The organism is Streptosporangium lutulentum (genome assembly GCF_030811455.1).
In the GTDB taxonomy this organism is placed as follows: domain Bacteria; phylum Actinomycetota; class Actinomycetes; order Streptosporangiales; family Streptosporangiaceae; genus Streptosporangium; species Streptosporangium lutulentum.
On the sequence record NZ_JAUSQU010000001.1, the window covers coordinates 5,207,229 to 5,230,627 of the forward strand.

A 23,399-nucleotide genomic window follows, 5' to 3' on the forward strand; every position below is an offset into this window, starting at 1 on the left:
CGATGCCGTGGTCCGGGGTTTCGGCTCTGCTGGATCGATCAGTGAGGAATCGCCATGCCCCAGGCTGGTTCTGTCGACGCGCGGTCACCTGTCCCCGGTTCACCGGCTCAGGACACGGCGGCCGTGCTGCCACCGCACTGGTGGGCGGCGGGCCTCACGTTGGCGGAGCGGCTCCGGCTGTCCGGACAGCCCGCGCGACCGGCGCAGGACGAGCGCCTGGAGCGGGCACGGCGCAGGCTGGGGCGCTGGAGGGAATCTCCCGGGCTGGGGAAGGACGGCTACTTCGCCAGGCTGCTGGACGAACGTGGACTGGACACCGACAGGCTGCTCGCGCTGCTCGCGGAGGACCCGAGGGACCTCGCCGACCGGGCGGCGCCGACGACGGGCCGACCGGCCTGGGCCGAGACGGTCGAGGCGGTGCTCCGCGCGATGCCCGCCGAGTCCGCGATGCGTCCCGAGGAGATTCCTCCGTCGGATGAGGAGTCGGCCTGGCAGCTCGGCTTCATGAAGATCGTCTCCCCGTTCCTCCGCGTCGCCGTCGGCCGCCTCGTCGCCGCCGTGCATGACGACGGAATGGACGATCTGGTCGACGTGCACCATCTGAGCCATCAGCTGGCCACGCAACTGGGGCAGCAACTGACCACGCTGGCAGGCCGCACGCTGGTTCTGGAGCTGAACGTGATGCGCGTCACCGATCGGCTGCGCGGCGAGACGGCGCGGGAACGGTTCTGGTCCTTTGTCGAGCACTACTCCACCAGGGACGCGCTGGCGGGCTTGATGTCCGAGTACGTGGTCCTGGCGCGGCTGCTCGCCCAGGCCTGCGACCAGGCGGTGGAGGCGTACCACGAGCTGCTGGTCAGGCTGGCCGAAGACCGTGCCGAGATCGTCACCTCGGTGCTCGGCGGCGAGGATCCCGGCCGTCTGGTGGAGGTGCACATGGGCGGGACCGGCGACCTGCACCAGGGCGGTCGGTCGGTGGGGCTGCTGCGGTTCGCCGACGGTGCCCGCCTGGTGTACAAGCCGCGTCCGCTGGCGGTGCACCGGCACGTGAACGACGTGATCCGCTGGCTGGACGAGCGCCTTCCGGGCTACGGCCTGCGGTCCCTCGTCGTCGTGGACCGCGGCCGGTACGGCTGGGTGGAGTTCGTCGAGCACAGCCCCTGCGAGAACGTCGACGGGGCCCGCTTGTTCTACCGCCGCCAAGGCGCCCTGCTGGCACTGCTCTACGCCCTCGACGGAGCCGACTTCCACTACGAGAACCTCATCGCGAACGGGGACCAGCCGGTCCTGGTGGACCTCGAGGCGGTGTTCCACCCGAGAGTTCCGCGCCCTTCGGGGCTGGACTGGATGAACGGCGACCCGGCCGTCTCCGTGCTGACGGAGTCCGTTTCCCGTATCGGGTTGCTGCCGTCCGTCCTGTGGGGCGAGGACGGCGACGCCATCGACATGGGCGGGGTGGGGGGCGACGCGGGACAGCCGCTGCCGTTCAAGGTCGTCGGCTGGGGCGGCTCCGGGACCGACGAGATGCACCTCACCCGCGAGAACATCCTCTTCCCCGGCAGCCAGAACCGCCCGAGCGTCGACGGCCACGTGGTCAACCCCGCGCACTTCGTGAGCGAGCTGATCTCCGGGTTCCGGGACGGGTACGAGGCCATCGTCGCCCACCGTTCCGAGCTGGTCGGCCCCGGCGGCCTGCTGGAACGCTTCGCCGACGACGAGATCCGCGTGGTGATGCGGGCGACCCGGCTCTACGGAACGCTGCTCTTGGAGTCCACCCATCCGGATGTGCTGCGCGACGCCCTCGACCGTGAGCGCGTCTTCGACTTCCTCTGGGGGTTCGCGGCCGACGATCCGATCCGTCGCCCGCTGGTGCCCGTCGAGAGCGAGGAGCTGTGGTCGGGGGACATCCCGATGTTCACCACCCGCCCGGCGACGCGAGACCTGTGGAACGGCCGGGGCGTGAGAATGCCCGGCGTGCTGGACCACGACAGTCTGACGCACGCGATGGACAAGGTCCGGGCGATGGGGGCGCGCGACCGGGCCCAGCAGGAGTGGATCATCGAGGCGTCGATGGCGACCCGCCCCGACCAGGCCGCCCTCGTCGGCGCCGGCCCGGTTCCGGTTCCGGTTGAGCCGGCCGTTCCCCCGTCTCCCGTGGCGCTCGACCACGAGCGTGTCCTCGCCGCCGTGCGAGGCATCGCGGACCAGGTGGCCGCGATCGCGCACGCCGACGGCTCGCGGGTGAACTGGCTCGGCATCGATCTCATTCAGGAATCCCAGTGGATGGTCAATCCGCTACGGCTCGACCTCTACAGCGGGATTCCCGGTGTCGCGTTGTTCCTGGCCCAGGCCGCGTCCGTCCTCGGTGACGATCGCTACGCCGACCTGGCCCGCCGCGCCCTGACACCGTTGCCGGAGATCGTCGACTCTGTCGTGAACGCACCGGCCGGTACCCCCATGACGACGTGCGGCCCGTTCTCCGGATACGGCGGTCTGGCGTACGCGCTCACGCACCTGACGCGGGAACTCGGCGACCCCTCCCTGGGAGACGCGATCGAACCGCTGGTGACCTCACTGACCGAATCCATCCCGATCGACGAGATGTTCGACGTCATCGGCGGCTCCGCCGGCGCTCTCTGCGCGTTGCTGGCCGTACACGAGGCGACGGGGCTGCCCGTCGCCCTACGGCTGGCACGCGCGTGCGCCGACCGCCTGGTCGAGACCGCTCGACCGCAACGGCGAGGTGTCGCCTGGCCGGGCGCGATATCGTCCTCCCTGCCCCTCACCGGCTTCTCGCACGGGGGCGCCGGCATCGGCTGGGCGCTGTCACGCTTCGCCGCGACGCCGGACGGCGCCACGGCGGGTGCGCGCTACGCCGAGACCGCGCGTGCCGCCTTCGCCTACGAACGTGACCTGTACGACCCGCGCGTCCGCAACTGGCCCGATTATCGGGACATTCCCGGAGAACGCGCCGACGACACGGCGCCCGCTTCCATGCAGGCGTGGTGTCACGGCGCGCCGGGCATCGGCCTGGCCCGCGCCGACCTGCTGCGGCGGGGGGTCGCCGACGGTCTCGCGGCCGACGCCCAGGCGCTGACGGCCGATCTCGATCTCGCGCTGGCATCGTTCCTGGCCAGTCCGGCGGCGCTGGGCGGGCACAGCCTCTGCCACGGGGAACTCGGCAACCTCGAACTGGTCACCACGATGATCGCCGCCGGCCGTACCGACCTGGTCGAAGCGCGCGACCGTCGCCTCGGGGTGGTGCTGGACCAGCTCGAATCCGGCCCGCGTTGCGGCACACCTGCCGGAGTGCCCACTCCCGGCCTGATGAGCGGGCTCGCCGGCATCGGGCACGGCCTGCTGCGCCACGCCTTCCCTGACCGGGTGCCGTCGGTGCTCCTCCTTGAACCGCCGATCGGCTGATCCCGCGCCGCCTGCCGTGCCGCCGTTGCCGTCGTCCCGCGTTTCCTCCGAGGAGAAGCCGTGCGCCACCGTGTTCCCGTCCGCCTCCAGATGACCCGTACCGAGTGCGGCGCGGCATGCCTCGCCATGGTGCTCAGCTACCACGGCAGGGACACGTCGGTCTCCGGGTGCCGGGACCTGCTCGATCCCGGCCGCGACGGCGTCTCGCCGGCGAGTCTCGTCGCGGCGGCCGAACAGCACGGGATGCGGGCCACCGTGGAGCGCGTCGAGGACCTGCTCGCGACGCCGCTGGAGAACCCCGTCATCGCCTACTGGGAGAAGCACCACTACGTCGTGGTGGAGCGGGCCGGCCGGACCCGGGTACGCGTCGTCGATCCCGCGAAAGGACGGCGCTCCCTCTCCCGCGAGGAGTTCGCCGAGCAGTACGGCGGGGTTGTGATCGATGCCCGGCCCGGAGAGGACTTCGTCCGGCGCCACACCCCGCTGCGGCGGAGAATGCTCATGCGATACCTGCGCGAGTTCATCGGCGTGGCCGGCGGGCGCCGCATCCTGCTCGGCATCCTGCTCCTGGCCGCCGCCCTGCAGGTGCTCGGGCTGTCGCTGCCGTTGGCCACCAAGGTGGTCGTCGACCATCTGGTGCCCGACGGACGCCACGACCTGCTCGGGGTGCTGGGCGCCGCGGTCCTCGGGATCACCGTCATGCAGGGAGCGCTGAGCGTCCTCCGGTCCCGGATGCTGCTCAGGCTCCGGGCGCTCGCGGACGAACAGCTGACCGGCCGGTTCGTCACCCACCTGTTACGCCTGCCGCTCGGCTTCTTCCTTCAGCGAAGCCGGGGAGACCTGTTGATGCGGCTCAGCAGCGTGTCGACGGGCCGGGAGGCGGTCACCCAGCACGCGCTGACGATGTGCCTGGACGGGCTGCTGCTCATCGTGTACGTCACGACCCTCACCTTTATCAGCCCCTGGTACGTATTGATCGTCGGCACGCTCGCGGCCCTGCAGATCTGCCTGATGCTCAGCTCTTACAACCGGGTGAGCGTCCTCACGCAGCGGGAGCTGACCGCCCGCGCCGAGGAGCAGGGCTACCTGATCGAGGCGCTCCAGGCGATGCTTCCGGTCAAAGCCAACGGGGTGGAGACGCAGGCGCGGCGGCGCTGGCACGAGCTGTTCGGCGCCTACCAGGTGGCCATGCTGCGCCGAGGCCGGGCCACCTCCTGGTTCGAGGGCGGCCAGACGGCGCTGTCCATGCTCGCTCCCCTCTCCCTGCTGTGGTGCGGTGTGTGGCTGGTGCTGAGCGGTCAGATGTCCCTGGGCTCCATGCTCGCCGCCAACACGCTGGCCATGTCGGTGCTCTCGCCGTTGATGGCGTTCGTGGGCGTCATCCAGCTTCTCTCCATGCTTCGCGGCCAGATCGAGCGCATCTACGACGTGTTCGACTCGGCGCCCGAGGCCAGCGGTGACCAGTTGCTCCCCGGCGGCAGGCCGGTCTCCGTACAGGCGCGCGACGTCACCTTCCGGTACGCGCCGGAGTCGCCGCCCGTGGTCAGGAGCGTGTCGTTCACCGTGCCCGCCGGGGCCAAGCTCGGCGTCGTCGGGCGTACCGGTTCAGGGAAGAGCACGCTGGCCCTGCTGGTACTCGGCCTGCTGCGGGCCGAGGCGGGCACGATCCGCCACGACGGCATCGCCGTCGACGACCTCGACGTCGGCGAGCTGCGCCGTGGATGCGGCGCGGTGCTTCAGGAGCTGTCCCTGTTCAACGGCACGATCCGCGACAACATCACGCTCGGCAGCCCGGATGCCACGGACGCCGACGTCGCCGACGCCGCCACCATGGCGGGACTGCACGAGGACGTCCTGCGCCTGCCCATGGGGTATCGGACCACCGTCGGCGAAGGCGGGGCATCGCTGTCGGCGGGGCAGCGCCAGCGCGTGGCGCTCGCCCGTGCGCTGGTCCACAGGCCCAGGCTGCTCATCCTCGACGAGGCGACGAGCCACCTCGACCCCGAGACCGAACGGCGCGTCGACGCGGCGCTGTCGGCGCTGCGGGTGACCAGGATCGTCATCTCGCATCGGCTCAGCGCCATCCGGAACGCCGACGAGATCGTGGTCATGCGGGAAGGCCGGGTGGCCGAGCGCGGGAAACACGAGGAACTGGTGAACAGGCCCGGCGTCTACCACGAGCTTTTCGCCGATGTGACCACCTTCGAGAACGCCGGAGTCGCGCACCCGGCTCTCCCCTAGCTGCGCGGCGCCCGTCGCGCGACATGAAAGCACCACCCACCGTAGAAAGGAACCCTCCATGTCGATGGAAGAAGCCCGAGACCTGGTCCGGTCCTGGAAGGACCCCGACTTCCGCGAGGACGGCGTGGAACACCCTTCCGGCGACATCAGCTTCACGCTGATGGGCGCGGAAGGCGCCGACAGCACCCCGGTGTGCACGGTGACCATCGCCACCGGATTGGCGAGCTGCTGGCCGTGGTGTGCCGAAACGGCCGGCATCTGCACGGTCGCGGGATGCAAGCCCAACCTTCCGCCCATCTGGGCCTGATCCGTCGTCCCCGGCAGGCGCCGTACCGAACTTGCCTGACGGGTCACGCCTCGTCCGACCGCATCACGCCGACCCGCGCGTGACACCTGGTCAGGCCCGGGAGCCCGACGAGAAGGTAGTGATCAGGTAGAACGTGTGGGTGGCGGCCGGGCCGCCACCCACACCACCGGGCGCGAACGGTGGAGGACCCGCATCGAGCCGGCGAACGCGAACCCCGCATGGAGGCGTCGAGGGTTCTGCCGTCGTCGTAGGCTTTGGCGGCAATCTCCACTTCTCGCTTTCAGGGGCGCCGATGAGCGTGAGCGCGCAATCCCATCAAACATGGCGTGAGGTGCGCCGCCACCTCAACGGGCATCGTCATGGGCTCGCACGGGCCGCGGACCGGCTCTACCCATCCACCACGAGCCGATGCAGCGGCTGGCACGGCGGTCCTCGAACTCGTCTGGAAGCACCGCCAAACCCTCACCCTCACGCTCTGACCAGGGCATATGCAAACCAGTCCTGATCCGCTACCGCATAGGCCAGGCTGTCTCACCATGGTCCTTGACGCATGGAACTCTCTTCGCGGGAACCGGAACAGCCACGGAGGGAGGTACGACAATGCGTACGGCGGACAATCGCGCGGCAGGGAACACGAGTGTTCTCGCAAGGCTTCCCCGCCCTCCCGGCTCCGGGCACTCGTAACACAATATTGTGGATGTGGCGTGACCGGCGAGGGAAGCATAAATCCCTCCCCCTCAGCACTGTGTCCGACCGTGTAACCACCCCCGCGCGGGGATGGTCCCACCACGAGCCTGGGCACCACCACGGTGGTCCGGTGCTCCCCGCGCCCGCGGGGAGCACCGGGTAATCGCGCCGTCCCCTGCCCGCCCGAGCCGGTCAGGATCCTCCGCGCGCACCTCACCGCGTTCCCGCCCGCCAGGGACGGCCGGCTGTTCATCGGGATCAACGGCGGGGATCTGCCCACCATCACCTACCGGCGAGCGTGGGACAGGGCTCGCGTCACAACGCTGACCGAGACCGAGTACGCCTCGCCGCTCGGCAAGCGCATCTACGACCTCCGGCACGCCTGTCTGTCCACGTGGCTCAATGCCGGGGTGCCCGTGACTCAGGTCGCCCACTGGGCCGGACACAGCGTGGACGTACTGCTGAAGATCTACGCCAAGTGCATCGTGGGCCAGGACGAAGCAGCCAAGCGCCGCATCTCCGACGCCCTGGAAGGCCGATGATCTCTCGCAAACTTCGGCACGTATTCAGCACGATCAACCGCCAGGCACCGGTGACAGCCGTTGACAGCCGGACGAGACGAAAGCGCCCCCGGCTGCGAACACGCAGGTCAAGGACGCTTTCCAGTGCGGTCACGGAGGGTAGGGCGGGCGGGACTCGAACCCGCGACCCAGGGATTATGAGTCCCCTGCTCTAACCAGCTGAGCTACCGCCCCTCACACAATCCGTACTGCCGCATTCAACCAAACGCGCGACCCCTACGCACATTCGCCGGGCACTACGGGGTCAAGATGTGACCTTTGGCCGCGGAACCGGTGTTCGGAGGACTCGCTAACCTACCGAGGGGACACTGTTGAGGAGTGTTGGATCATGCGCGTTGTTGAAGCTTTCCGTGAGTCGTACGGTGCGGAGCCGCTGGGAGTGTGGCACGCCCCGGGGCGGGTCAACCTGATCGGCGAGCACACCGACTACAACGACGGGTTCGTGCTGCCGTTCGCGGTGCCGTGGGGGGTCACCGCGGCGATCGCGCCGCGCGAGGACGACGTCATCCGGCTGCGGTCGCTCCAGGCAGGAAGCCCTCTGACCATCGAGACGCTCGACCGGGCCGAGGGCTGGGCGCGTTATGTCGTCGGCGTGTTCTGGGTGCTTCGCGAGGCCGGTCATCCGGTCAGGGGCGCGGATCTCGTGATCGACGGGGACGTGCCTCAGGGGGCGGGCCTGTCGTCGAGCGCGGCGCTGGAGGTGGTCGTCGGGACCGCGCTCAACGAGCTCCACGACCTGGGCCTCAGCAAGATGGAGATCGCTCTCGCGGCGCAGAAGGCCGAGAACGACTTCGTGGGGGTGCCGTGCGGGATCATGGACCAGGCCGCGTCCGCGCTCGGTGAGCAGGGGAAGGCCCTGTTCATGGACTGCCGGAGCCTCGGCACCAGGAACGTCCCGTTCGACCTGGCGCAGCACGGCCTCCAGCTGCTGATCATCAATACCGGGGTGCACCACGACCTCGCCGACGGGCAGTACGCCCGCCGCCGTCAGGACTGCGAGAACGCCGCCAAGCACCTGGGGGTCGACGCGCTGCGCGACGTCACCGACCTGACGGGCGCCCTCGCGAAGCTGAGCGGCGACGAACGCAAGCGCACCCAGCACGTGGTGACGGAGAACCACCGGGTCGAGGCGCTGATCGGGATGCTGCGGGCGGGGGCGGTACGGGAGATCGGTGGGCTGCTGAACGCCTCCCACCTGTCGCTGCGCGACCAGTACGAGGTGTCCTGCGCCGAGCTGGACGTGGCCGTGGAGTCGGCGCTCCGGGGCCGGGCCCGGGGGGCGCGGATGACCGGCGGAGGGTTCGGCGGGTCGGCCATCGCGCTGGTCGACGACGACCGGGTGGAGGCCGTACGGGAGTCGGTGACCCGGGCCTACGCCGAGCGCGGCTGGGCAGCGCCGGAGATCTACCCCGCGACCCCCGCGGCGGGAGCGCGGCGCCTGGTCTGACCCGGCCCCGGCCCGTCGCGGCGGCCCCGCCGGCGACCTCCCGCCTCGGGATCATGTTCCCTGCCCGGCGTCCGCCACCTCCGTCAGGGCCCGGCGAACGCCGGCCAGGGCGTCGAGGCGATCACCTCACGGGTGTGACCCACGCTTCCGGTGGACGCCGGTTCGGGCATCACGGGTACGGTCGCCCTCCCGTCAGCGCTCGACCGGCGCCAACGTGGGCACCGCACCGAGCAATTCCCGGGTGTAGTCGTGCCGGGGGATGAAGAACACCTCGTCCACGTGTCCCTCCTCCACGACCCGTCCCCGGCGCATGACCAGGACCTGGTCGCTGATGTGGTGCACCACTCCCAGGTCGTGGGAGATGAAGATCAGCGCGGTGCCGTCGGCCGACTGGATCTCCGCGAGCAGGTCGAGCACCTGGGCCTGGACCGACACGTCCAGCGCGGAGACCGGTTCGTCGCAGACGAGCACGTCGGGCCGGGGGGCGAGGGCCCTGGCGATGGCCACCCTCTGGCGCTGGCCGCCGGAGAGACCCCGGGGGTGCCGGTCGGCGAGGTCGGGCGCGAGTCCCACCCGGCCCAGCAGCTCGATCACCCGGGCCTTCCTGTCCGAGGAGGAGCCTTCGAGGGGTTCGGCGATCAGGCGGCCGACGGTGTAGCGGGGGTCGAAGGAGCCGAGCGGGTTCTGGGAGATGATCTGGATGCCGGAGCGGCGGGAGCGGCGTCCGCGCTCGGGGATGCCCGACCAGGGGGCGCCGTTCAGCCGCACCTCGCCGGAGAGGGGCGCGAGCAGGCCCAGCACGAGCCGGGCGACGGTCGTCTTGCCCGAACCCGACTCTCCCACGATGCCCACGGTCTCGCCCCGGTGGACCTCGAAGGAGACGTCGTCCACCACCCGGCGGGAGCCGTACGCCGCGGACAGGTGAGAGACCTCCACGACCGGCGAGCCGTCGTCGACCCGCCGCTCGGGCAGCGGGGCGCGCAGCGACACGCCTCCGGCGATCGCGGACAGGCGGGTGCCGCGCGAGGCGGCCGAGGGGACGGCGGCCAGCAACAGCCTGGTGTAGTCGTGCGCGGGCTCGGACAGCACCCGGGCGGGCGGCCCCTCCTCGACGATCACACCGTCCTTCATGACCAGCACGCGGTCGGCGATGGAGGAGACCACGGCCAGGTCGTGGCTGATCAGGAGCAGGGCGGTGCCCTCCGCTCTGCGGGCGGCGAGCAGGCGCAGGATCTGGGCCTGCACGGTGACGTCGAGCGCGGTCGTCGGCTCGTCGGCGATGATCAGCGGGGGGTCGGCGGCGATGGCCGAGGCGATCAGGGCGCGCTGGCGCAGCCCTCCGGAGAGCTGGTGGGCGTACTGCCGGGCGCGCGCCTCCGGCTCCGGCACGCCGACCGCGTCGAGCAGCTCGATCACCCTCGCCCTGCGTTCGGCGCGGGGCACGACGTCATGGGTGGCGAGCACCTCGGCGATCTCGTCGCCGATCGTGCGGAGCGGGTCGAGCGACAGGAGCGCGTCCTGCAGCACCAGCCCCGCGAACCGGCCGCGCAACCGCCGCCAGTCCCGCCGCCCGAACCGGAGCGCGTCCTGTCCCCTCACCGCGAATCCGCTCGCGGTCACCGTCCCGCCGGGACCGGTCAGCCCCACCAGGGTCCTGGCCGTGACACTCTTGCCCGAACCGGACTCCCCGACGATCGCCACGCACTCGCCCGGCGCGATCGACAGGCTCACCCCCCGCACGGCCTCCACGCCGGCCTTGGGGAAGGTGATCCGCAGATCCTCGACCTCGACCAGGCTCATGGGTTTCTCCCTTCGAAACGGCGTTGCAGCCGACGCCCGGCCAGCGTCAGGCTGATGACGGTCAGCGTGACGGCGAGGCCGGGAAAGAGGGCCGTCCACGGGGCGACGCGCAGATAGTCGCGGGCCTCGGACAGCATCGAGCCCCATTCGGGGCTGGGCGGCTGCGGGCCCATGCCGAGGAAGCTGAGCCCCGAGGTGGCGATGACGGCGGTGCCCATGCCGATCGTGGCGAGCACCGGCAGCGGACCCAGCACGTTGGGCAGGACGTGCCGCAGGACCAGCACCGGCCGGGACAGTCCGAAGGTGACCGCCTGCTCGACGTAGCCGGACCTGCGGACCACGAACGTCTGTGCCCTGACCACGCGGGCGTAGTTCGGGATCTGAGCCACGCCGATCGCGAGGATGACGTTGCCGGTGCCGGGACCGGTGATCGCGATGACCATGAGGGCGAGCAGCAGTTCGGGGAAGGTGGCCAGGACGTCGAACAACCGGCTGAGCAGTTCGTCGAGGTATCGGGGGAACAGTCCGGCCAGGATGCCCAGGAGCGTGCCGGCGCCGGTGGCGAGCAGGATCGCCGCCGCGCCGATGCTCAGCGAGTGCCCCGCGCCGTGGACGACGCGGGCCAGCACGTCCCGGCCGAGATGGTCGGTGCCGAACCAGTGCCCGGCGCCCGGCCCCGCGAGCGCGTGCAGCGGATCGGCGGCCAGCGGATCCACCCCGGTCAGCAGGCCCGGGGCCAGGGCGGCGACCGCGGCGACGGCCAGGAACAGCAGCGGGAGGATCAGCCCGGGAGCCGCGCCGTGGCCGCGCGTGGCCGGGGTGGGAGCGGCGGAGACGATCCGCGGCGTCTCGGTGACCGTCGTCATCGGCTTCTCCTCAGGCGGCTTCTCCTCGGGCGGGTTCTCCACGACCTGGACATCCTGGGACGGGGTGTCATCGGCTTCTCCTCAGGCGGGGGTCGATCGCGAGGTAGGCGAGGTCGACGATCGTGCTGACCGTCACGTAGGCGAGCGCGGACAGCAGCACGACCGCCATCACCACGGGCATGTCCTTTCCCGTCACCGCGGAGACGGTGACCTGGCCGAGTCCCGGACGGCCGAAGACGGCCTCGATGATGATCGCGCCGCCGAGCAGGACGCCGGTGAACCAGCCGACGAGGGTGACGGCGGGGAGCAGCGCGTGCCGCAGGGCGTGCCGGACGACGAGCCGCCACTCGGTGATGCCCCGCGAGCGCGCGGTCACCGCGAACGGCTCCTCCAGCGCGCGTTCCAGGCCCTCGCGCAGCACCTGGCCGAGCACCCCGGAGATCTGCAGTCCCAGCGCGACGGCGGGCAGTACGAGCGAGACGAGGCCGCGGTCCCCGGAGACCGGGAACCAGCCCAGGGTGAAGGAGAACACGGCGAGCAGCAGGATCCCGATCAGGAACGGCGGCACCGAGACCACCACCAGCTCGGACAGGCCGACCAGGTCACCGAACCGGGACCTGCGCCCGGCGGTGGCGAGCGCGAGCACCAGGGCGAGCGCCACCCCGAAGGCCGCGGCGGCGAGCGCCAGCGAGACGGTCGGCCAGATCTGCGAGGACAGGACGTCGCCGACGCCGCGCTGCAGGAGGTAGGAGTGGCCGAGGTCGCCCCGGAGCAGCCGGGCCAGATAGTCGCCGTACTGCTCAAGGGCCGAACGGTCCAGCCCCCACTCGGCGATGATCTGCGCTCGCCGTTCAGGGGTGTCGAGGCCGTCGCCGATCAGCACGTCCACGGTGTCGCCCGGGGCGAACAGCAGGGCGACGTAGGCCGCCGTGGCGGCGGCCCAGAGCACGGCGAGGCCGGACCCGAGCCGCCGGACCACGGGGCCGAGCCACCCGGCGGCGGCCAGCCCCCGCCGCCGGGTGAGCAGGAGAGTGCTCACGTCCCGATCCGGACGTCGTAAGCACTGTTGGGGGTGCCGGAGACGGGCTCGAAGGTGACCCCGGTGACGCCCGCGCCGTGGGCGATCTGGTCGGCGGGCACGTAGAGCGGGAGCAGCAGGACCTCGTCGGCGACGGCGATCTTCTGCACCTTGGCGTAGAGCTCCTTGCGCTCGGCCGGGTCGGAGGTGGCCGACGCCTCGGCGAGCAGCCTGTCCAGCTCGGCGCTCTCGACGTGGGTGCGGTTGATCGCGGCGCCCTTCGGCAGGATCAGGTTGAGCGCCGCCCCGGCGTCGGTGTCGCCGCGCGAGTTCTCGAAGATCTCGTACTGGTCTTCCCTGTAGGCCTTCTGCGCGGTGCCGTCGTCGACGAGCTTGACCTGGAAGTCGATGCCCGCGCTCTGTTTCACCGCCGCCTGGATCGCCTGGGCGAGGACGTCGCGGCGGTCCCTGACGTACGGGGCCGAGGACACCGACCGTACGCTCAGCCGTTTGCCGTCCTTGACCCGGAAGCCCTCGCCGTCGCGCTGGTTCCAGCCCGCCTCGTCGAGCAGCCTGTTGGCCCGCGCGGGGTCGTCGCCGAAGGTGTTCTCCAGTGAGGCGTCGTAGAACGCCGGGCTGCCCTGGCCGACGATGCTCCAGGCCCGCTTGGCGGTGCCCTGGTAGACCGCGTTGAGCACGGCGTCCACGTCGACGGCGTCCCGGAAAGCCTCGCGCACCCGCTTGTCGTCGAAGGGCGCGTGCGAGAGGTTGAAGTAGTAGGAGAACGCGCTTCCCGAGTTGAGGCTGGTCTCCAGTCGCAGCCCCGGGTCGCTCTTGATGAGGCCGACCTCGGTGGCGGGCACGCCCTCGATGACCTGGACCTGTCCCGAGGTCAGCGCGCCGACCCGGACCGCCGCCTCGGGCAGGAAGCGGTAGGTCAGCTCGGCCAGGTAGGCCGGCCCCTGGTGCCCCGCGCTCGGGGGCGCCCAGTCGTAGTCCGGGTTGCGCCTGTAGTGGACCTCCTGACCCGGCGTGAAGCGGTCGAGGATGAACGGCCCGGTGCCGACCACATCGGTCCCGCCGGCCTTGAGGTCCTTGGCGTTCTTCAGCGACCTGGGCGAGACCTGACCGGCCGGCGGTGAGGCCAGGAAGTCCAGGAAGATCCCGTCGGGGGTCTTCAGCGTGACCTTCAGGGTGTACGGGCCGGTCACCTCGGCCGAGCCGAAGTCGCGGAGCTGGATCGCCTTGACCGCGGGGTTGTAGCCCTCCGAGACGAGCTGGTCGAGGTTGGCCTTCACCGCCGCGGCGTCGAACCTCTCCCCGTCGTGGAAGGTCACGTCCTCGCGGAGCCGGAAGGTGTAGGTCAGGCCGTCCTCGGAGACCTCCCAGGACGTGGCCAGCCACGGCAGGAACTCGCCGTTCCTCCCCCGGGCGATCAGGTTGTCGAACTGGTTGTGCACCAGCAGCCGGGCCTTGTTCTGGCCCCACTGGTGCGGGTTGAAGGTGATCGGCTGCGTCTCCACGGCCCACACCAGCGACCCGCCGCCTCCCTCGCCGGCGGTCGCCGCCGGGGCCTCGGTCCCGCACGCCGCCAGCGTCAGCACCCCGGCCAGCGCCAGGGCGCCCCATCGCGATCTCACGAACATCTCCTCATCCGACGACTCCTTCGGTCCGGTCGATCCGGACGGCGACGGCTCATGCGACGTGACTGACCTGGGTGGCGACGGTCTCGGACAGCACGATCCGGGCGAGCGCGTCGGCGTGCCGGAACAGCGGGGCGTTGAATCCGGGCCGGGCGAACCCGGCGGTGGCCCGGCCGCCGACAACCCAGGGTCCGAAGGCGAACCTGCGGGGGTGCGGGACGTCGGAGCGATCCAGCAGGCGCCGGTCGGCGGGCCGTACCTTCAGCAGCCCGGCGGACTCGTCGACCTCGCCCCGGTCGCGGAGCGCGGTGATCAGCGGGTCGACGGCCCGGCTCACGCTGGGCGCGGGCAGCCGGGCCTCGATCAGGGTCGTGGCCTCCACGCCGCCGGGCACGCTGGGACTCTGCGCCCGCCATCGCCCGTCGCGGTGCCCCACCTGGAGATCGGCGCCGAGGAAGGTGACCACGCCGGCCCTCGCGAGGGCGCGCAGTTCCTCCAGCCGGGGACCGGGCGGGCCGCTGGCGATGTAGCTGAAGAAGCCGTGGAACCCGGGGTCGGAGACGCCCAGTTCGGCGAGGACGCCGTAGACGGAGAGCAGCCCGAGGATCATGGCGTGGTCGGCGCTGTGCGCGGGGTCGGACCGCCGGTCGAGGTCCGCCGTCAGGTAGCCGTGCATCCACTTCTGCAACCCCGCCGAGTCACCGAACCGGATCTTCTCCAGCGGCCGGTCCAGCCGGTCGAAGTCCAGCCGGTCCAGATGGCGGGGCACGGCCCGGCGGATCAGCCTCCGCATCGCGAGGCTGCCCCACTCCTCGGCGGCGAACGCCTCCTGGAACTCCTCCCAGCCCATCCGGGACCGCTGCGGGTGCGCGGTGATCAGCTCGTGGTAGTAGGCGAAGGCCAGCTCCTTGCGGACCAGCGGCCACACGTCCCGGCGGAAGTTCCACGGCCCCTCGCCCAGCGCCTTCGCGGTGAGGAAGCGCGGCACCGGCGGGCGGGCGCCGCGGACCGGGTATCCGGTCTTGGAGTGGTACGGCACGCCGCGACGCGATCCCACGTGGAGCAGCGGCTCCCGCCCGCTGGGCAGGTAGACGAGCTCCTCGTCGTATTCACGGACGAACCGGCCGCCCCTGCCCGAGGTGAGCAGCACCATCAGGTCGACGAAGGCCAGCCCCATGCCGCGCACGATCACCGGTTCTCCCGCGGGGATCCCGTCCAGATCGAGGTCGGCCGCGTAGCCGGTGGGAAGGTAGCGCAGCCCACCGCCCACACCGCCCGCGGCGAGGGCGGCCAGCGACCGCTCCTCCCCGGTCGGGGTCACATCGCCGTGCCCCTGGGCCAGGATCACGGCGTCCACCTCGATCGTCCGGCCGTTCTCCAGCGTCACCGCCTGGCCGCCGGGGACGTCGGCCAGATCGAGCGCGCGGGTCGCGTGCGTGTGGACGCGGACGCCGCGCGGAGCCGTCCTCACCGCGTGCTGGAAGACATGGGACAGGTAGGCGTTCTGGACCGGGCGGGGAGCGAACAGCCCCGGGTCGCGGCCGAGCCAGTCGGCGAGGGAGGGGCCGGGGCGGATCGGGCCCTCGCACTGGACCGACTCGTCGGTGAACAGCGTCACGTCGGCGGCGACGGAGTTCATCCAGAGCAGTCCGGGCTGCCTCTCACGCCAGATCCGGCCGCCGCCCGGCGGGTAGGGGTCGATCACGTGGATGTCCAGGGACGGCCAGCTCAGCAGTTCGGGCGCGTTGGCGCAGATCCGCTCCACCAGGCAGGTGCCGGTCGGCCCCGCGCCGACGACGGCGACCGCGCTCACGAGGTCCCCTCCCTCGACGGAGCGAGGACCGCGAAGGCCCCGCGCCCGTTCATACGGCGGCTCCGTGATGGGACCGGTCCCGGTCGGCGTGGAACGGCTGGACCGGGATCCGCCAGGGGCCGGTCTCCCCCGCCGGGGAGGAGATCACGTTCTCCCGGAAGGCGGGGGGCCGACAGAGATTCCCGGCGTGGGCCCGCGGGGGCGTCCCGATCCGTCCCCGGAAGGGGTGGCGGGGACCGGGGCGGTCACCCCGCCGGTGGCGGCCGTAGGTGCCGAGGTCGACGGGGCCGGCGTGGTCGAGCGTGGTCTCGGACATGTGGCGCTCCCAGGCATGTCTCGGCAACCCCGTTGAGGGGTTCGCGCTTGCGGCACGCCCACCGTGCCGCCAGGTCTCTCCCCGGAGGCACCCCGCCGCGATGCGAGGGTTGCCGGTCAGCCGGCCGGGGCTTGCACTGACGCTCTTAACCTAGTTAGAAGGTAGGAAATACATAGATCTCTGTCAAGGTTTACAGTCGGGGGATGTCACCAGAGATCGTGAACGTGGTCTATCGCAAGTACGACGGGTCACTGCACTGGCACCACCCCAGCCTGCTCCTCGGCGAGGACGAGCACGGCGTGTGGATCGGATGCGAGGTGGGCTCCAGCGCCCGCAAGGGCAACGGGCCGCCGGTCCCCTGGCGCTACGCGTGCGTGATGCTCTTCCCCCGGGACGACTGGTGGACGGCCTCCTTCAACGCCTCCCCGCACAAGGTCGAGATCTACTGCGACATCTCAACGGTGCCCCGGTGGAGCGACGGCGAGGTGACCATGGTCGACCTGGACCTCGACGTGATCCGCATGCGCGACGGCAGGATCATCCTGGACGACGAGGACGAGTTCGAGGAGCACCAGGTCCGCTACGCCTATCCCCCCGACGTCATCGAGAACGCCCGCGCCTCCGCGGCCCGGCTGATGAAGGCGGTCGGCACCCGCGCCGCCCCCTTCGGGGCCGCTCCCCACTGGCTCTCCCAGATGACCTGAGCCGACCCGCCGCCTGCGGCCCGGCCACCCGGCGCCACCCGCCGACCGCGGCCCGCCCCGTCGCCCCACGCTCCCGCGGCGCTCACGGCCGATCGCCGCGATGCCCCTCACCTTCGCCGCGTCCACCGTGCTCACTGTGTCCACCGCGGACCCGGCCGGCTCGCCGCCGCGCGAACCGGCCGGGCGGTCTACAACGGTTCACCGCGGTCTACAGCGGCGGGAAGCCGGGGGCGCGGCGCTCCAGGAAGCTGGCGACGCCCTCGGTGAAGTCGGGCCGGGAGAAGGCCTCCAGCATCTGACGCGACGCCGCGGACTCCGACGACTCCAGGCTCTGACTCCAGTCGCCCCAGATCTGGCGTTTGATCACGGCCATCGACGCCGGCGAGCTGTAGGCGGCCAGCTCGCGAGCGTAGGCCACGGTCTCCTCCAGCAGGCTCTCGCGAGGCAGCGACCGGTTGACCAGACCCAGCTCGTAGGCCTCGGCCCCGGAGAAGGTGCGGCCCGACAGCAGCAGATCCATGGCCTTGGCATGGCCGATGAGCCTGGGCAGGATCCACGAGATCCCGTACTCGGCGATCAGGCCGCGCCGGGCGAAGGCGGTGGTCCACTTCGCCTCGTCGGCGGTGAAGATCAGGTCGCACACCAGGGCGTGGAGCATGCCGAGCCCGGCGCAGGCGCCGTTGACCGCGGCGATGATCGGCTTGCGAATCGTGGTCGGGAAGGTGTTGGGGCGCTTGTCCGGCTCGCCGTCGTAGGAGCCGTCCTGGAGGGCGCTGAGCGTCCGGAAGTCCGCCCCGGCGCAGAAGCCCTTCCCCGCTCCGGTGACGACGATCACCCGGACCTCGGGGTTCAGCTCCGCCTCGGCCAGCCGGTCGAAGTAACGCCGCCCCAGCTCGTCGGTCCAGGCGTTGAGCCGGTCCGGCCGGTTGAACGTCAGCGTCAGCACGCCCCGATCGATCGACGACAGCACCAGGTCGACCATCCCGCCTCCCTCCCTACAGGCCCCTTTCCCCGGGGACCCGCCGCACGAGAACTCCCCACGCGAGAGCCACAGAATATAGTTCTATACCTTTTCCCCCTCCGGCGACAGCGTGCGCGAGCGGGCCGGGTTCCCCGGTCCGGACAGCCGGGCCGGCCGGGCTTTCGTCCCGCGGTGCGGGCGGCCACGCGGCCGCCCGCACCTCTCAGACCGGTCCCGCGCCGTCGCCGTACGGCCTCACGTGCCCTGCCGTACGGCGACGGCGACCCCGGATGCGCCCCACTTCGAGGTGGGCCGTCACAGGCGTGACGTCACGGCGTCCCTCCCGGCTCACCCCCCGTCGCGCTCCAGTGACCGAGTCCTCGCTCCAGGGAGTCGGGGTGGTGGACGAAGCTCGGCGACAACTCCCTGTTCTCGTAGTAGCGGTGGAAGACCGGTGTGGTCGAGGCCGACATCGGCGGGACGATCCAGGTCCAGTCGGCCGGGCAGACCCGCCCCGCCTTCTCCTCGCGCTCCAGGTGGGTCAGGAAGTGCCTGGCCTCGGTGTGGTGGTCGGTCATGGTCACCCCGGCCCGCTCGAAGGAGTGCAGGACCGCCAGGTTCAGCTCCACCAGGGCGTAGTCGCGCCAGAGCGAGCGGTCGCTGTCGATGTCCAGGCCCAGCCTCCGGGCGATCAGGGGCATCAGGTCGTAGCGGTCGGTGTCGGCCAGGTTCCGGGCGCCGATCTCGGTGCCCATGTACCAGCCGTTGAACGGCGCCGCCCGGTAGCAGATCCCGCCGATCTCCAGGCACATGTTCGATATGGCCGGTACGGCGTGCCAGCGCAGCCCCAGTTGCTCGAACCAGGGGTGGGAGGGGTGCGACAGCGGGACCTCCAGCACGGCGTCCCCGGGAACCGTGGAGAGCAACGGGGGGCCGTCCCCCGTCGAGATCGCCAGGGGAAGCACGTCGAAGGGGCTGCCGGGACCGCCCGGCCAGCCGAGCTTGCCCAGCATCGTGGTGAAGTCGACGTAGCGGGGATCGCCGACGATCGAGCCGTCGTCCATCGCGTATCCGGCGTACCGGATCAGCTGCTCGTTCCAGATCCTCGGTCCCGGAACCCCGGGACGGTCCTGGGCGAACACCGTGATCGTCGGCCGGATCCTGCGGACGGGCGCCGCCTCCCGCAGATGGTTCACACATTCGACGGCGACGCCCTCGGGCGTGTTCACATGCCGCCGGTCGCGCACGCGCAGCGAGCGCCAGTACAACCGCCCGATGCATTTGCCGCTGTTGCGCCAGGCCACCTTGGCTCCGAAGGCCAGCTCGCCGGGTGTGTGCGTATAGGTTCCCGTCTTTGCGATCTCGGCCCGCACCTCCTGCAGGCGGGGCTTCACCGGCCCCGCCGCGGGGTTCTCCGCGTGGAACAACCTCAGGTACTCCTCGGCCTCCGCCTCGTCCACGCGCGGTGGCGCGTATCTCCGCTCAGGGACGCCGTGAACCGGCTCCGGCGTACGACGCCGAGACCTCCGCCAGGTCAGCACTGAAAACCACCCATATGTGGCTCACGGGCACGACGACCGTTCCGGGCGGCGAGGTGCCCTAAACGCAGTGGCCCTTACCCCACTGCGATCGTTGTGTTCCGCGGCCTCCGCATCTCGCGGCACTCTGCGTAAACAGGGTGACACGGTACGGCGTCTCTCATTTTCTGCGAATCACAGTGATTTGTCCGCAGAACTGACACCTGAAACGCCAAAGGCCCCGGGAGCTGCGCTCCCGGGGCCTTTCAGATGGCTCCCGCGATAGGACTCGAACCTATAACCTGCCGGTTAACAGCCGGCTGCTCTGCCGATTGAGCTACACGGGATTGCTCTTTGCGCTGGTCGGCCCGGGTTTTTTCCCCGTTCCTTGCTGCGCAGGAATAGATTAGCGCACTCCGCCCGTGTGTGTCGCATCGATACTCCGGGGTAGGTCGGAGACAACCGGCGAGCTGTGTGCGCTCAGCGGACAGGGTCCGGCCGAGCCGGCTGTGGAGGTGGAGATGCGTTATCGATTGATGTTCGGAGTGGGTCTCGCGGTGGGCTACGTCCTGGGTAGCCGCGCCGGACGGGAGCGTTACGAGCAACTCAAGCGGATGGCCCACCGGCTGTCCGACAATCCCAGCGTGCAGGAGGCCGCCGGCCTGGTGGGCGCCAAGGTCTCCAAGGCCACCGGCGTGGCGAAGGACAAGATGAGCGACGTGGCCAGACACCGCCTGCCGTTCATGCGCGACGGCGCCAACGGCTGGAAGGCCGATAAACACGACGACACGGGCACCGGCTGGCCTCAGGAACAGACGAACACCGGCGCCCCCTACTGAGCGCCCGAGCAGACCTCCGGAAGGCCCCCGCGGGGGCCTTCCGCGTGTCCGCGGGCCCGCCGGCCCGGTCACGGCCGCGCGGGCTCTCGAACTCTTCTCAGACGCCGAAGCTTCGGCGTGTCTCCTCCAGCGCCTGCTCGGCGAGGGCCCGCAGGCCGGGGTCGGCGGGATCCAGCCCGGGATCGAACACGAACTCCCAGACGAGCTGGTCGTCGTCGGCCTTCCTGGCCACCAGCAGCACTCCCCCGCGCGCGTCCAGCGGGGCGTACTGGTTGACCACGATCGAGGCCGTCACCCGCTCCCGCACGGCCTCGGGAATCCTGCCCGGCTCGGGGAGCATCGCCCGGTGCGACTGCCCGTTCGTGGTGACGACCGTCAGCCCCTCCTCGTCCCACGTGGCCCGACCCACCTCGAACCACGGCAGCCGGGCGCCGCCCATATAGAGCGCCCTGTCCGTGGCGATCACGTAGCCGTCCGGGCCCGCGGCGTAGGTGAGTGCCCGGTCGGGCGGCACGAGCGCCGCGCGGACCTCGGTCGGCATGCGGTTGAAGAGCTTCATGTCTCAACGGTATCCGCGAGCAGGTCGAGGGTGAGCGCGGCCGACCAGGAGAAGTCCCGGCTGCCCCTGCCGCTGCCGTCGAAGGGGTCGAAGCACTCGCGGAAGCCCGCCTGCCGTACCAGCCGCAGGGTGCCCGCGCCGAGCACCCGCGCCAGCCCCGTCTGGTCGTGCACGATCGCCGCCCGCCGCAGCAGCCAGTTGGTGTTCATCCAGGACGGCCCCCGCCAGTAACGGGATCGGTCGAACTGGGGGGCGCGGATCTCACAGCTCGGCACCGGGTAACCGACCGCGCCCATGAAGCGGGGCGACTCCAGCAGCCTCACCAGGTCCGCCACCCGCTCGGCGGGCAGCCCCGGATCGAGCATCGGCCCGAAGCAGCCGACCGTGCAGACGGGGCTGAGCCGCCCGCTGCGCAGGTCTCGGGTGTGAAAGACGCCGTCGGCCCAGAGGCGCTCCAGCAGCGCCCCACGGATCCGCTCGACCGCCTCCCGGTACGGTCGTGGATCGGCGCCCGCCAGCGGGGCCAGCTCGGCGAGCGCCTGGCAGGAGGCGAGCCAGATCCCGTTGAACATCGGGTCCTCGACCGCGAACGGGTGGTCCTGGCGCAGGTAGGTCGCGTCGTAGCCGGAGTCGCGGTAGCGCAGGGCCAGCGAGACGTAGCGGTCGTGGTGGCTGTCGGACTGGCGTTCGGGGAGTTCCTCACGCCGGTAGGCGTAGCGGACCTCGGGCAGGGCCTCCAGCGGGGCGTCCCATACGGGGCTGTCGTCCATCCCGGACTCCCACGGGTGCACGATCGCCGCCAGCCCTCCCCCTCCGAGGTCCCTGGCCGTGGCGAGGTAGTCGTGCTGGGCCGCCAGCATCGGGTAGAGCCGCCGGACGAGGGCGGCGGCCATCTCGCGGTCCGTCGTGTGCCGCCACATCCACCACAGGGCGAGGCCCTGCAGCGGCGGCTGGGTCAGCCCCGAGGTGAGCACCTCGTTGGGGGAGGCGGGGTGGTCCTGGGAGCGCCAGACGGACGGGCCGGGGAAGTAGACCTCCGTGGCGGCGGGGTGGAAGACGATGTGCGGCACCATCCCGGTGCGCCACTGTCCCGCCAGGAGGCTGAGCAGCTCGGTTCCCGCCCTGCGGGTGTCCCAGCGGGCCAGGCCGATCGCGACGAAGGTGGAGTCCCAGTTCCACTGATGGGGGTAGAGCCCGGGCGCGGGCACCGTGGCAGCCCCCGTCCAGTTCGCGTCGAGCACGGACCATGCCTCGCGCCCGAGCGCGGCGTCGTCTACCGCCGCCCGTGCCTCCATTTGTTCAGTCTGCGCTTCTATCGACCGGGATAACAGGGGTTGGTCCTCCGAGTGGCCCGGAGGGCGGCGTGGGCGTGGCCGCCGCCGTACCCACGTCCGGGCCCGGGACACCGCACCCACGTCCGGGCTCAGGACGCCGGGCCGGCGTCCCGGGCGTGCCGTCACGCCAGCAGTGCCGCTCCCCAGAACGATCCCGGGCTGACCCCGCCGGGACAGGCGAAGACACCCGATCCGACGTGCTGGATGTACTCGTTGAGCGTGTCCTTGGCCGCCAGGGCCCGCTGGATCGGGATGAAGCCCTTCTCCAGGTCACGCTGGTACGCGAGGAAGAACAGGCCCGCGTCCAGCCGTCCCAGGCCGTCGCTGCCGTCGGTGAAGGAGTATCCGCGGCGCAGGATCGTCGCCCCGCCCAGGGAGTCCGGGTGGGCCAGCCGTACGTGGGAGTCGATCGGGAGCTTGTCCAGGGCCACGGGATCGTGCTCGCGGGTGCCTCCGTAGGGGGCGCCCTCGCGCTTGGTGCGGCCGAAGATGTCCTCCTGTTCCTTCAGCGAGGTGCGGTCCCAGGTCTCGATGTGCATCCGGATCCGCCGGGCGACCAGGTAGGAGCCGCCGCGCATCCATTCGGGGCCCTCGTCCCCGACCCAGACGTGGGTGTCCAGTTTCTGCTCGTCGGTCGCCGCGATGTTGTTGGTGCCGTCCTTGAATCCCATGAGGTTGCGCGGGGTCTGCGCGTTGGGCGTGGTCGACGACGTCTTGCCGAAGCCGAGCTGGGACCACCGGATCGACGCCGCGCCGAAGCCCATGCGCACCATGTTCCGGATGGCGTGCACCGCGACCTGGGGGTCGTCCGCGCACGCCTGCACGCAGACGTCCCCACCGCTGCGGGCCGGGTCGAGCTTGTCCGCGGGAAAGTGCGGCAGTTCCTTGAGCCCCTCCGGCTTGGGCAGCTTCAGCTTGTCGAAGAACGAGGGGCCGAAGCCGACCGTCAGCGTGAGCCGCGAGGCGGGCAGCCCGATGGCCTCCCCCGTGTCGTCCGGCGGGGCCAGCTCCGCCCCGGTCGCCCCGCCGCCGACCTCTTTCGCCTCGGTCATCTGGACGGCCGCCGCCGTCCAGGCCTTCAACATCGCCACCACGTCCTCGCGGGAGTCGGTGCTCAGGTCGAAGGAGGCGAAGTGGAGCCGGTCCTGGACGGGGGTGGCGATCCCGGCCTGGTGGGAGCCGTGGAAGGCGATCGACTGGTCGGAGCCGGCGGCCAGGACCGATCTCGGCGCCTGCTCCGTCTGCCGCAGCAGGCCGGCTCCCGCCGCCACGACGGCTCCGCCGCCAACGGCGAGGCCCGCTCCGGTCAGGAGCCTGCGTCGGCTGAGCTCGGTCATCTCTCC

18 protein-coding genes, 2 tRNA genes and 1 riboswitch are annotated in these 23,399 nt (G+C 71.1%); of the genes, 7 read left to right on the top strand and 13 right to left on the bottom strand.

Annotation, left to right across the window (positions count from 1 at the left end; translation table 11 throughout):
• Positions 1 to 54 precede the first annotated feature (54 nt).
• The 4 genes from J2853_RS23280 (at position 55) to J2853_RS23295 (ending at position 7,200) form a co-directional block, all read left to right on the top strand.
• Positions 55 to 3,423, top strand: coding sequence for a type 2 lanthipeptide synthetase LanM family protein (locus J2853_RS23280; protein WP_307561291.1), 3,369 nt, complete (start codon positions 55 to 57; stop codon positions 3,421 to 3,423).
• A 60-nt stretch (positions 3,424 to 3,483) separates the two neighbouring features.
• The gene (locus J2853_RS23285) at positions 3,484 to 5,664 is read left to right on the top strand and encodes a peptidase domain-containing ABC transporter (RefSeq protein WP_307561293.1); all 2,181 of its coding nucleotides are present in this window, start codon (positions 3,484 to 3,486) and stop codon (positions 5,662 to 5,664) included.
• A 58-nt stretch (positions 5,665 to 5,722) separates the two neighbouring features.
• Complete coding sequence (locus J2853_RS23290) at positions 5,723 to 5,971, top strand: hypothetical protein (RefSeq protein WP_307561295.1); 249 nt, start codon at positions 5,723 to 5,725, stop codon at positions 5,969 to 5,971.
• A gap of 809 nt (positions 5,972 to 6,780) precedes the next feature.
• Positions 6,781 to 7,200, top strand: a complete 420-nt coding sequence (locus J2853_RS23295) for a site-specific integrase (RefSeq protein WP_307561296.1) — start codon at positions 6,781 to 6,783, stop codon at positions 7,198 to 7,200.
• Positions 7,201 to 7,339: 139 nt separating this feature from the next.
• On the opposite strand, the gene J2853_RS23300 is transcribed toward J2853_RS23295, so the two are convergent.
• Positions 7,340 to 7,413 (bottom strand) — tRNA-Ile (locus J2853_RS23300).
• Between the two features lie 154 nt (positions 7,414 to 7,567).
• Between J2853_RS23300 and galK the strand changes: the two genes are divergently transcribed.
• On the top strand, positions 7,568 to 8,686 hold the full coding sequence (gene galK / locus J2853_RS23305) for a galactokinase (RefSeq protein WP_307561298.1): 1,119 nt from the start codon (positions 7,568 to 7,570) through the stop codon (positions 8,684 to 8,686).
• 192 nt (positions 8,687 to 8,878) lie between these two features.
• Here the strand turns inward: galK and J2853_RS23310 are convergent, their stop codons facing one another.
• The 6 genes from J2853_RS23310 to J2853_RS23335 all read right to left on the bottom strand — a co-directional run bounded on the left by J2853_RS23310 (position 8,879) and on the right by J2853_RS23335 (position 16,142).
• On the bottom strand, positions 8,879 to 10,486 hold the full coding sequence (locus J2853_RS23310) for a dipeptide ABC transporter ATP-binding protein (protein WP_307561300.1): 1,608 nt from the start codon (positions 10,484 to 10,486) through the stop codon (positions 8,879 to 8,881).
• Complete coding sequence (locus J2853_RS23315) at positions 10,483 to 11,352, bottom strand: ABC transporter permease (protein ID WP_307561302.1); 870 nt, start codon at positions 11,350 to 11,352, stop codon at positions 10,483 to 10,485. Before J2853_RS23315 ends, J2853_RS23310 begins: the two co-directional genes overlap by 4 nt.
• 67 nt (positions 11,353 to 11,419) lie before the next feature.
• The gene (locus J2853_RS23320; protein WP_307561303.1) at positions 11,420 to 12,391 is read right to left on the bottom strand and encodes an ABC transporter permease; all 972 of its coding nucleotides are present in this window, start codon (positions 12,389 to 12,391) and stop codon (positions 11,420 to 11,422) included.
• Positions 12,388 to 14,010, bottom strand: coding sequence for an ABC transporter substrate-binding protein (locus J2853_RS23325; protein ID WP_370879319.1), 1,623 nt, complete (start codon positions 14,008 to 14,010; stop codon positions 12,388 to 12,390). The genes J2853_RS23320 and J2853_RS23325 overlap by 4 nt, the downstream gene beginning before the upstream one ends.
• 55 nt (positions 14,011 to 14,065) lie before the next feature.
• A complete protein-coding gene (locus tag J2853_RS23330; protein ID WP_307561307.1) occupies positions 14,066 to 15,826 on the bottom strand; it encodes an FAD/NAD(P)-binding protein in 1,761 nt (586 codons plus the stop codon).
• A gap of 49 nt (positions 15,827 to 15,875) precedes the next feature.
• Positions 15,876 to 16,142, bottom strand: coding sequence for a hypothetical protein (locus J2853_RS23335; RefSeq protein WP_307561308.1), 267 nt, complete (start codon positions 16,140 to 16,142; stop codon positions 15,876 to 15,878).
• 38 nt (positions 16,143 to 16,180) lie between these two features.
• Positions 16,181 to 16,293: riboswitch (SAM riboswitch) on the bottom strand.
• A 52-nt stretch (positions 16,294 to 16,345) separates the two neighbouring features.
• Here J2853_RS23335 and J2853_RS23340 point away from each other — a divergent pair.
• Positions 16,346 to 16,846 carry a DUF402 domain-containing protein gene (locus tag J2853_RS23340; protein WP_307561310.1) on the top strand — a complete coding sequence of 167 codons (501 nt, stop codon included), beginning with the start codon at positions 16,346 to 16,348 and terminating at the stop codon, positions 16,844 to 16,846.
• Positions 16,847 to 17,054: 208 nt separating this feature from the next.
• On the opposite strand, the gene J2853_RS23345 is transcribed toward J2853_RS23340, so the two are convergent.
• From J2853_RS23345 to J2853_RS23355, 3 genes are all read right to left on the bottom strand, one after another.
• The gene (locus J2853_RS23345) at positions 17,055 to 17,828 is read right to left on the bottom strand and encodes an enoyl-CoA hydratase-related protein (RefSeq protein ID WP_307561312.1); all 774 of its coding nucleotides are present in this window, start codon (positions 17,826 to 17,828) and stop codon (positions 17,055 to 17,057) included.
• 308 nt (positions 17,829 to 18,136) lie between these two features.
• Positions 18,137 to 19,267 carry a nitric oxide synthase oxygenase gene (locus J2853_RS23350; RefSeq protein WP_307561314.1) on the bottom strand — a complete coding sequence of 377 codons (1,131 nt, stop codon included), beginning with the start codon at positions 19,265 to 19,267 and terminating at the stop codon, positions 18,137 to 18,139.
• A gap of 328 nt (positions 19,268 to 19,595) precedes the next feature.
• Positions 19,596 to 19,671: transfer RNA gene (locus tag J2853_RS23355), tRNA-Asn, on the bottom strand.
• Positions 19,672 to 19,845: 174 nt separating this feature from the next.
• On the opposite strand from J2853_RS23355, the gene J2853_RS23360 reads away from it, so the two are divergent.
• Positions 19,846 to 20,163, top strand: a complete 318-nt coding sequence (locus J2853_RS23360) for a YtxH domain-containing protein (RefSeq protein WP_307561316.1) — start codon at positions 19,846 to 19,848, stop codon at positions 20,161 to 20,163.
• 97 nt (positions 20,164 to 20,260) lie between these two features.
• Here J2853_RS23360 and J2853_RS23365 read toward each other — a convergent pair whose 3' ends face one another.
• The 3 genes from J2853_RS23365 to efeB form a co-directional block, all read right to left on the bottom strand.
• Positions 20,261 to 20,722, bottom strand: a complete 462-nt coding sequence (locus J2853_RS23365) for a hypothetical protein (protein WP_307561318.1) — start codon at positions 20,720 to 20,722, stop codon at positions 20,261 to 20,263.
• Complete coding sequence (locus J2853_RS23370) at positions 20,719 to 22,017, bottom strand: MGH1-like glycoside hydrolase domain-containing protein (protein ID WP_307561320.1); 1,299 nt, start codon at positions 22,015 to 22,017, stop codon at positions 20,719 to 20,721. The genes J2853_RS23365 and J2853_RS23370 overlap by 4 nt, the downstream gene beginning before the upstream one ends.
• A gap of 161 nt (positions 22,018 to 22,178) precedes the next feature.
• Positions 22,179 to 23,393, bottom strand: a complete 1,215-nt coding sequence (gene efeB, locus J2853_RS23375) for an iron uptake transporter deferrochelatase/peroxidase subunit (RefSeq protein ID WP_307561322.1) — start codon at positions 23,391 to 23,393, stop codon at positions 22,179 to 22,181.
• Positions 23,394 to 23,399: the final 6 nt, after the last annotated feature.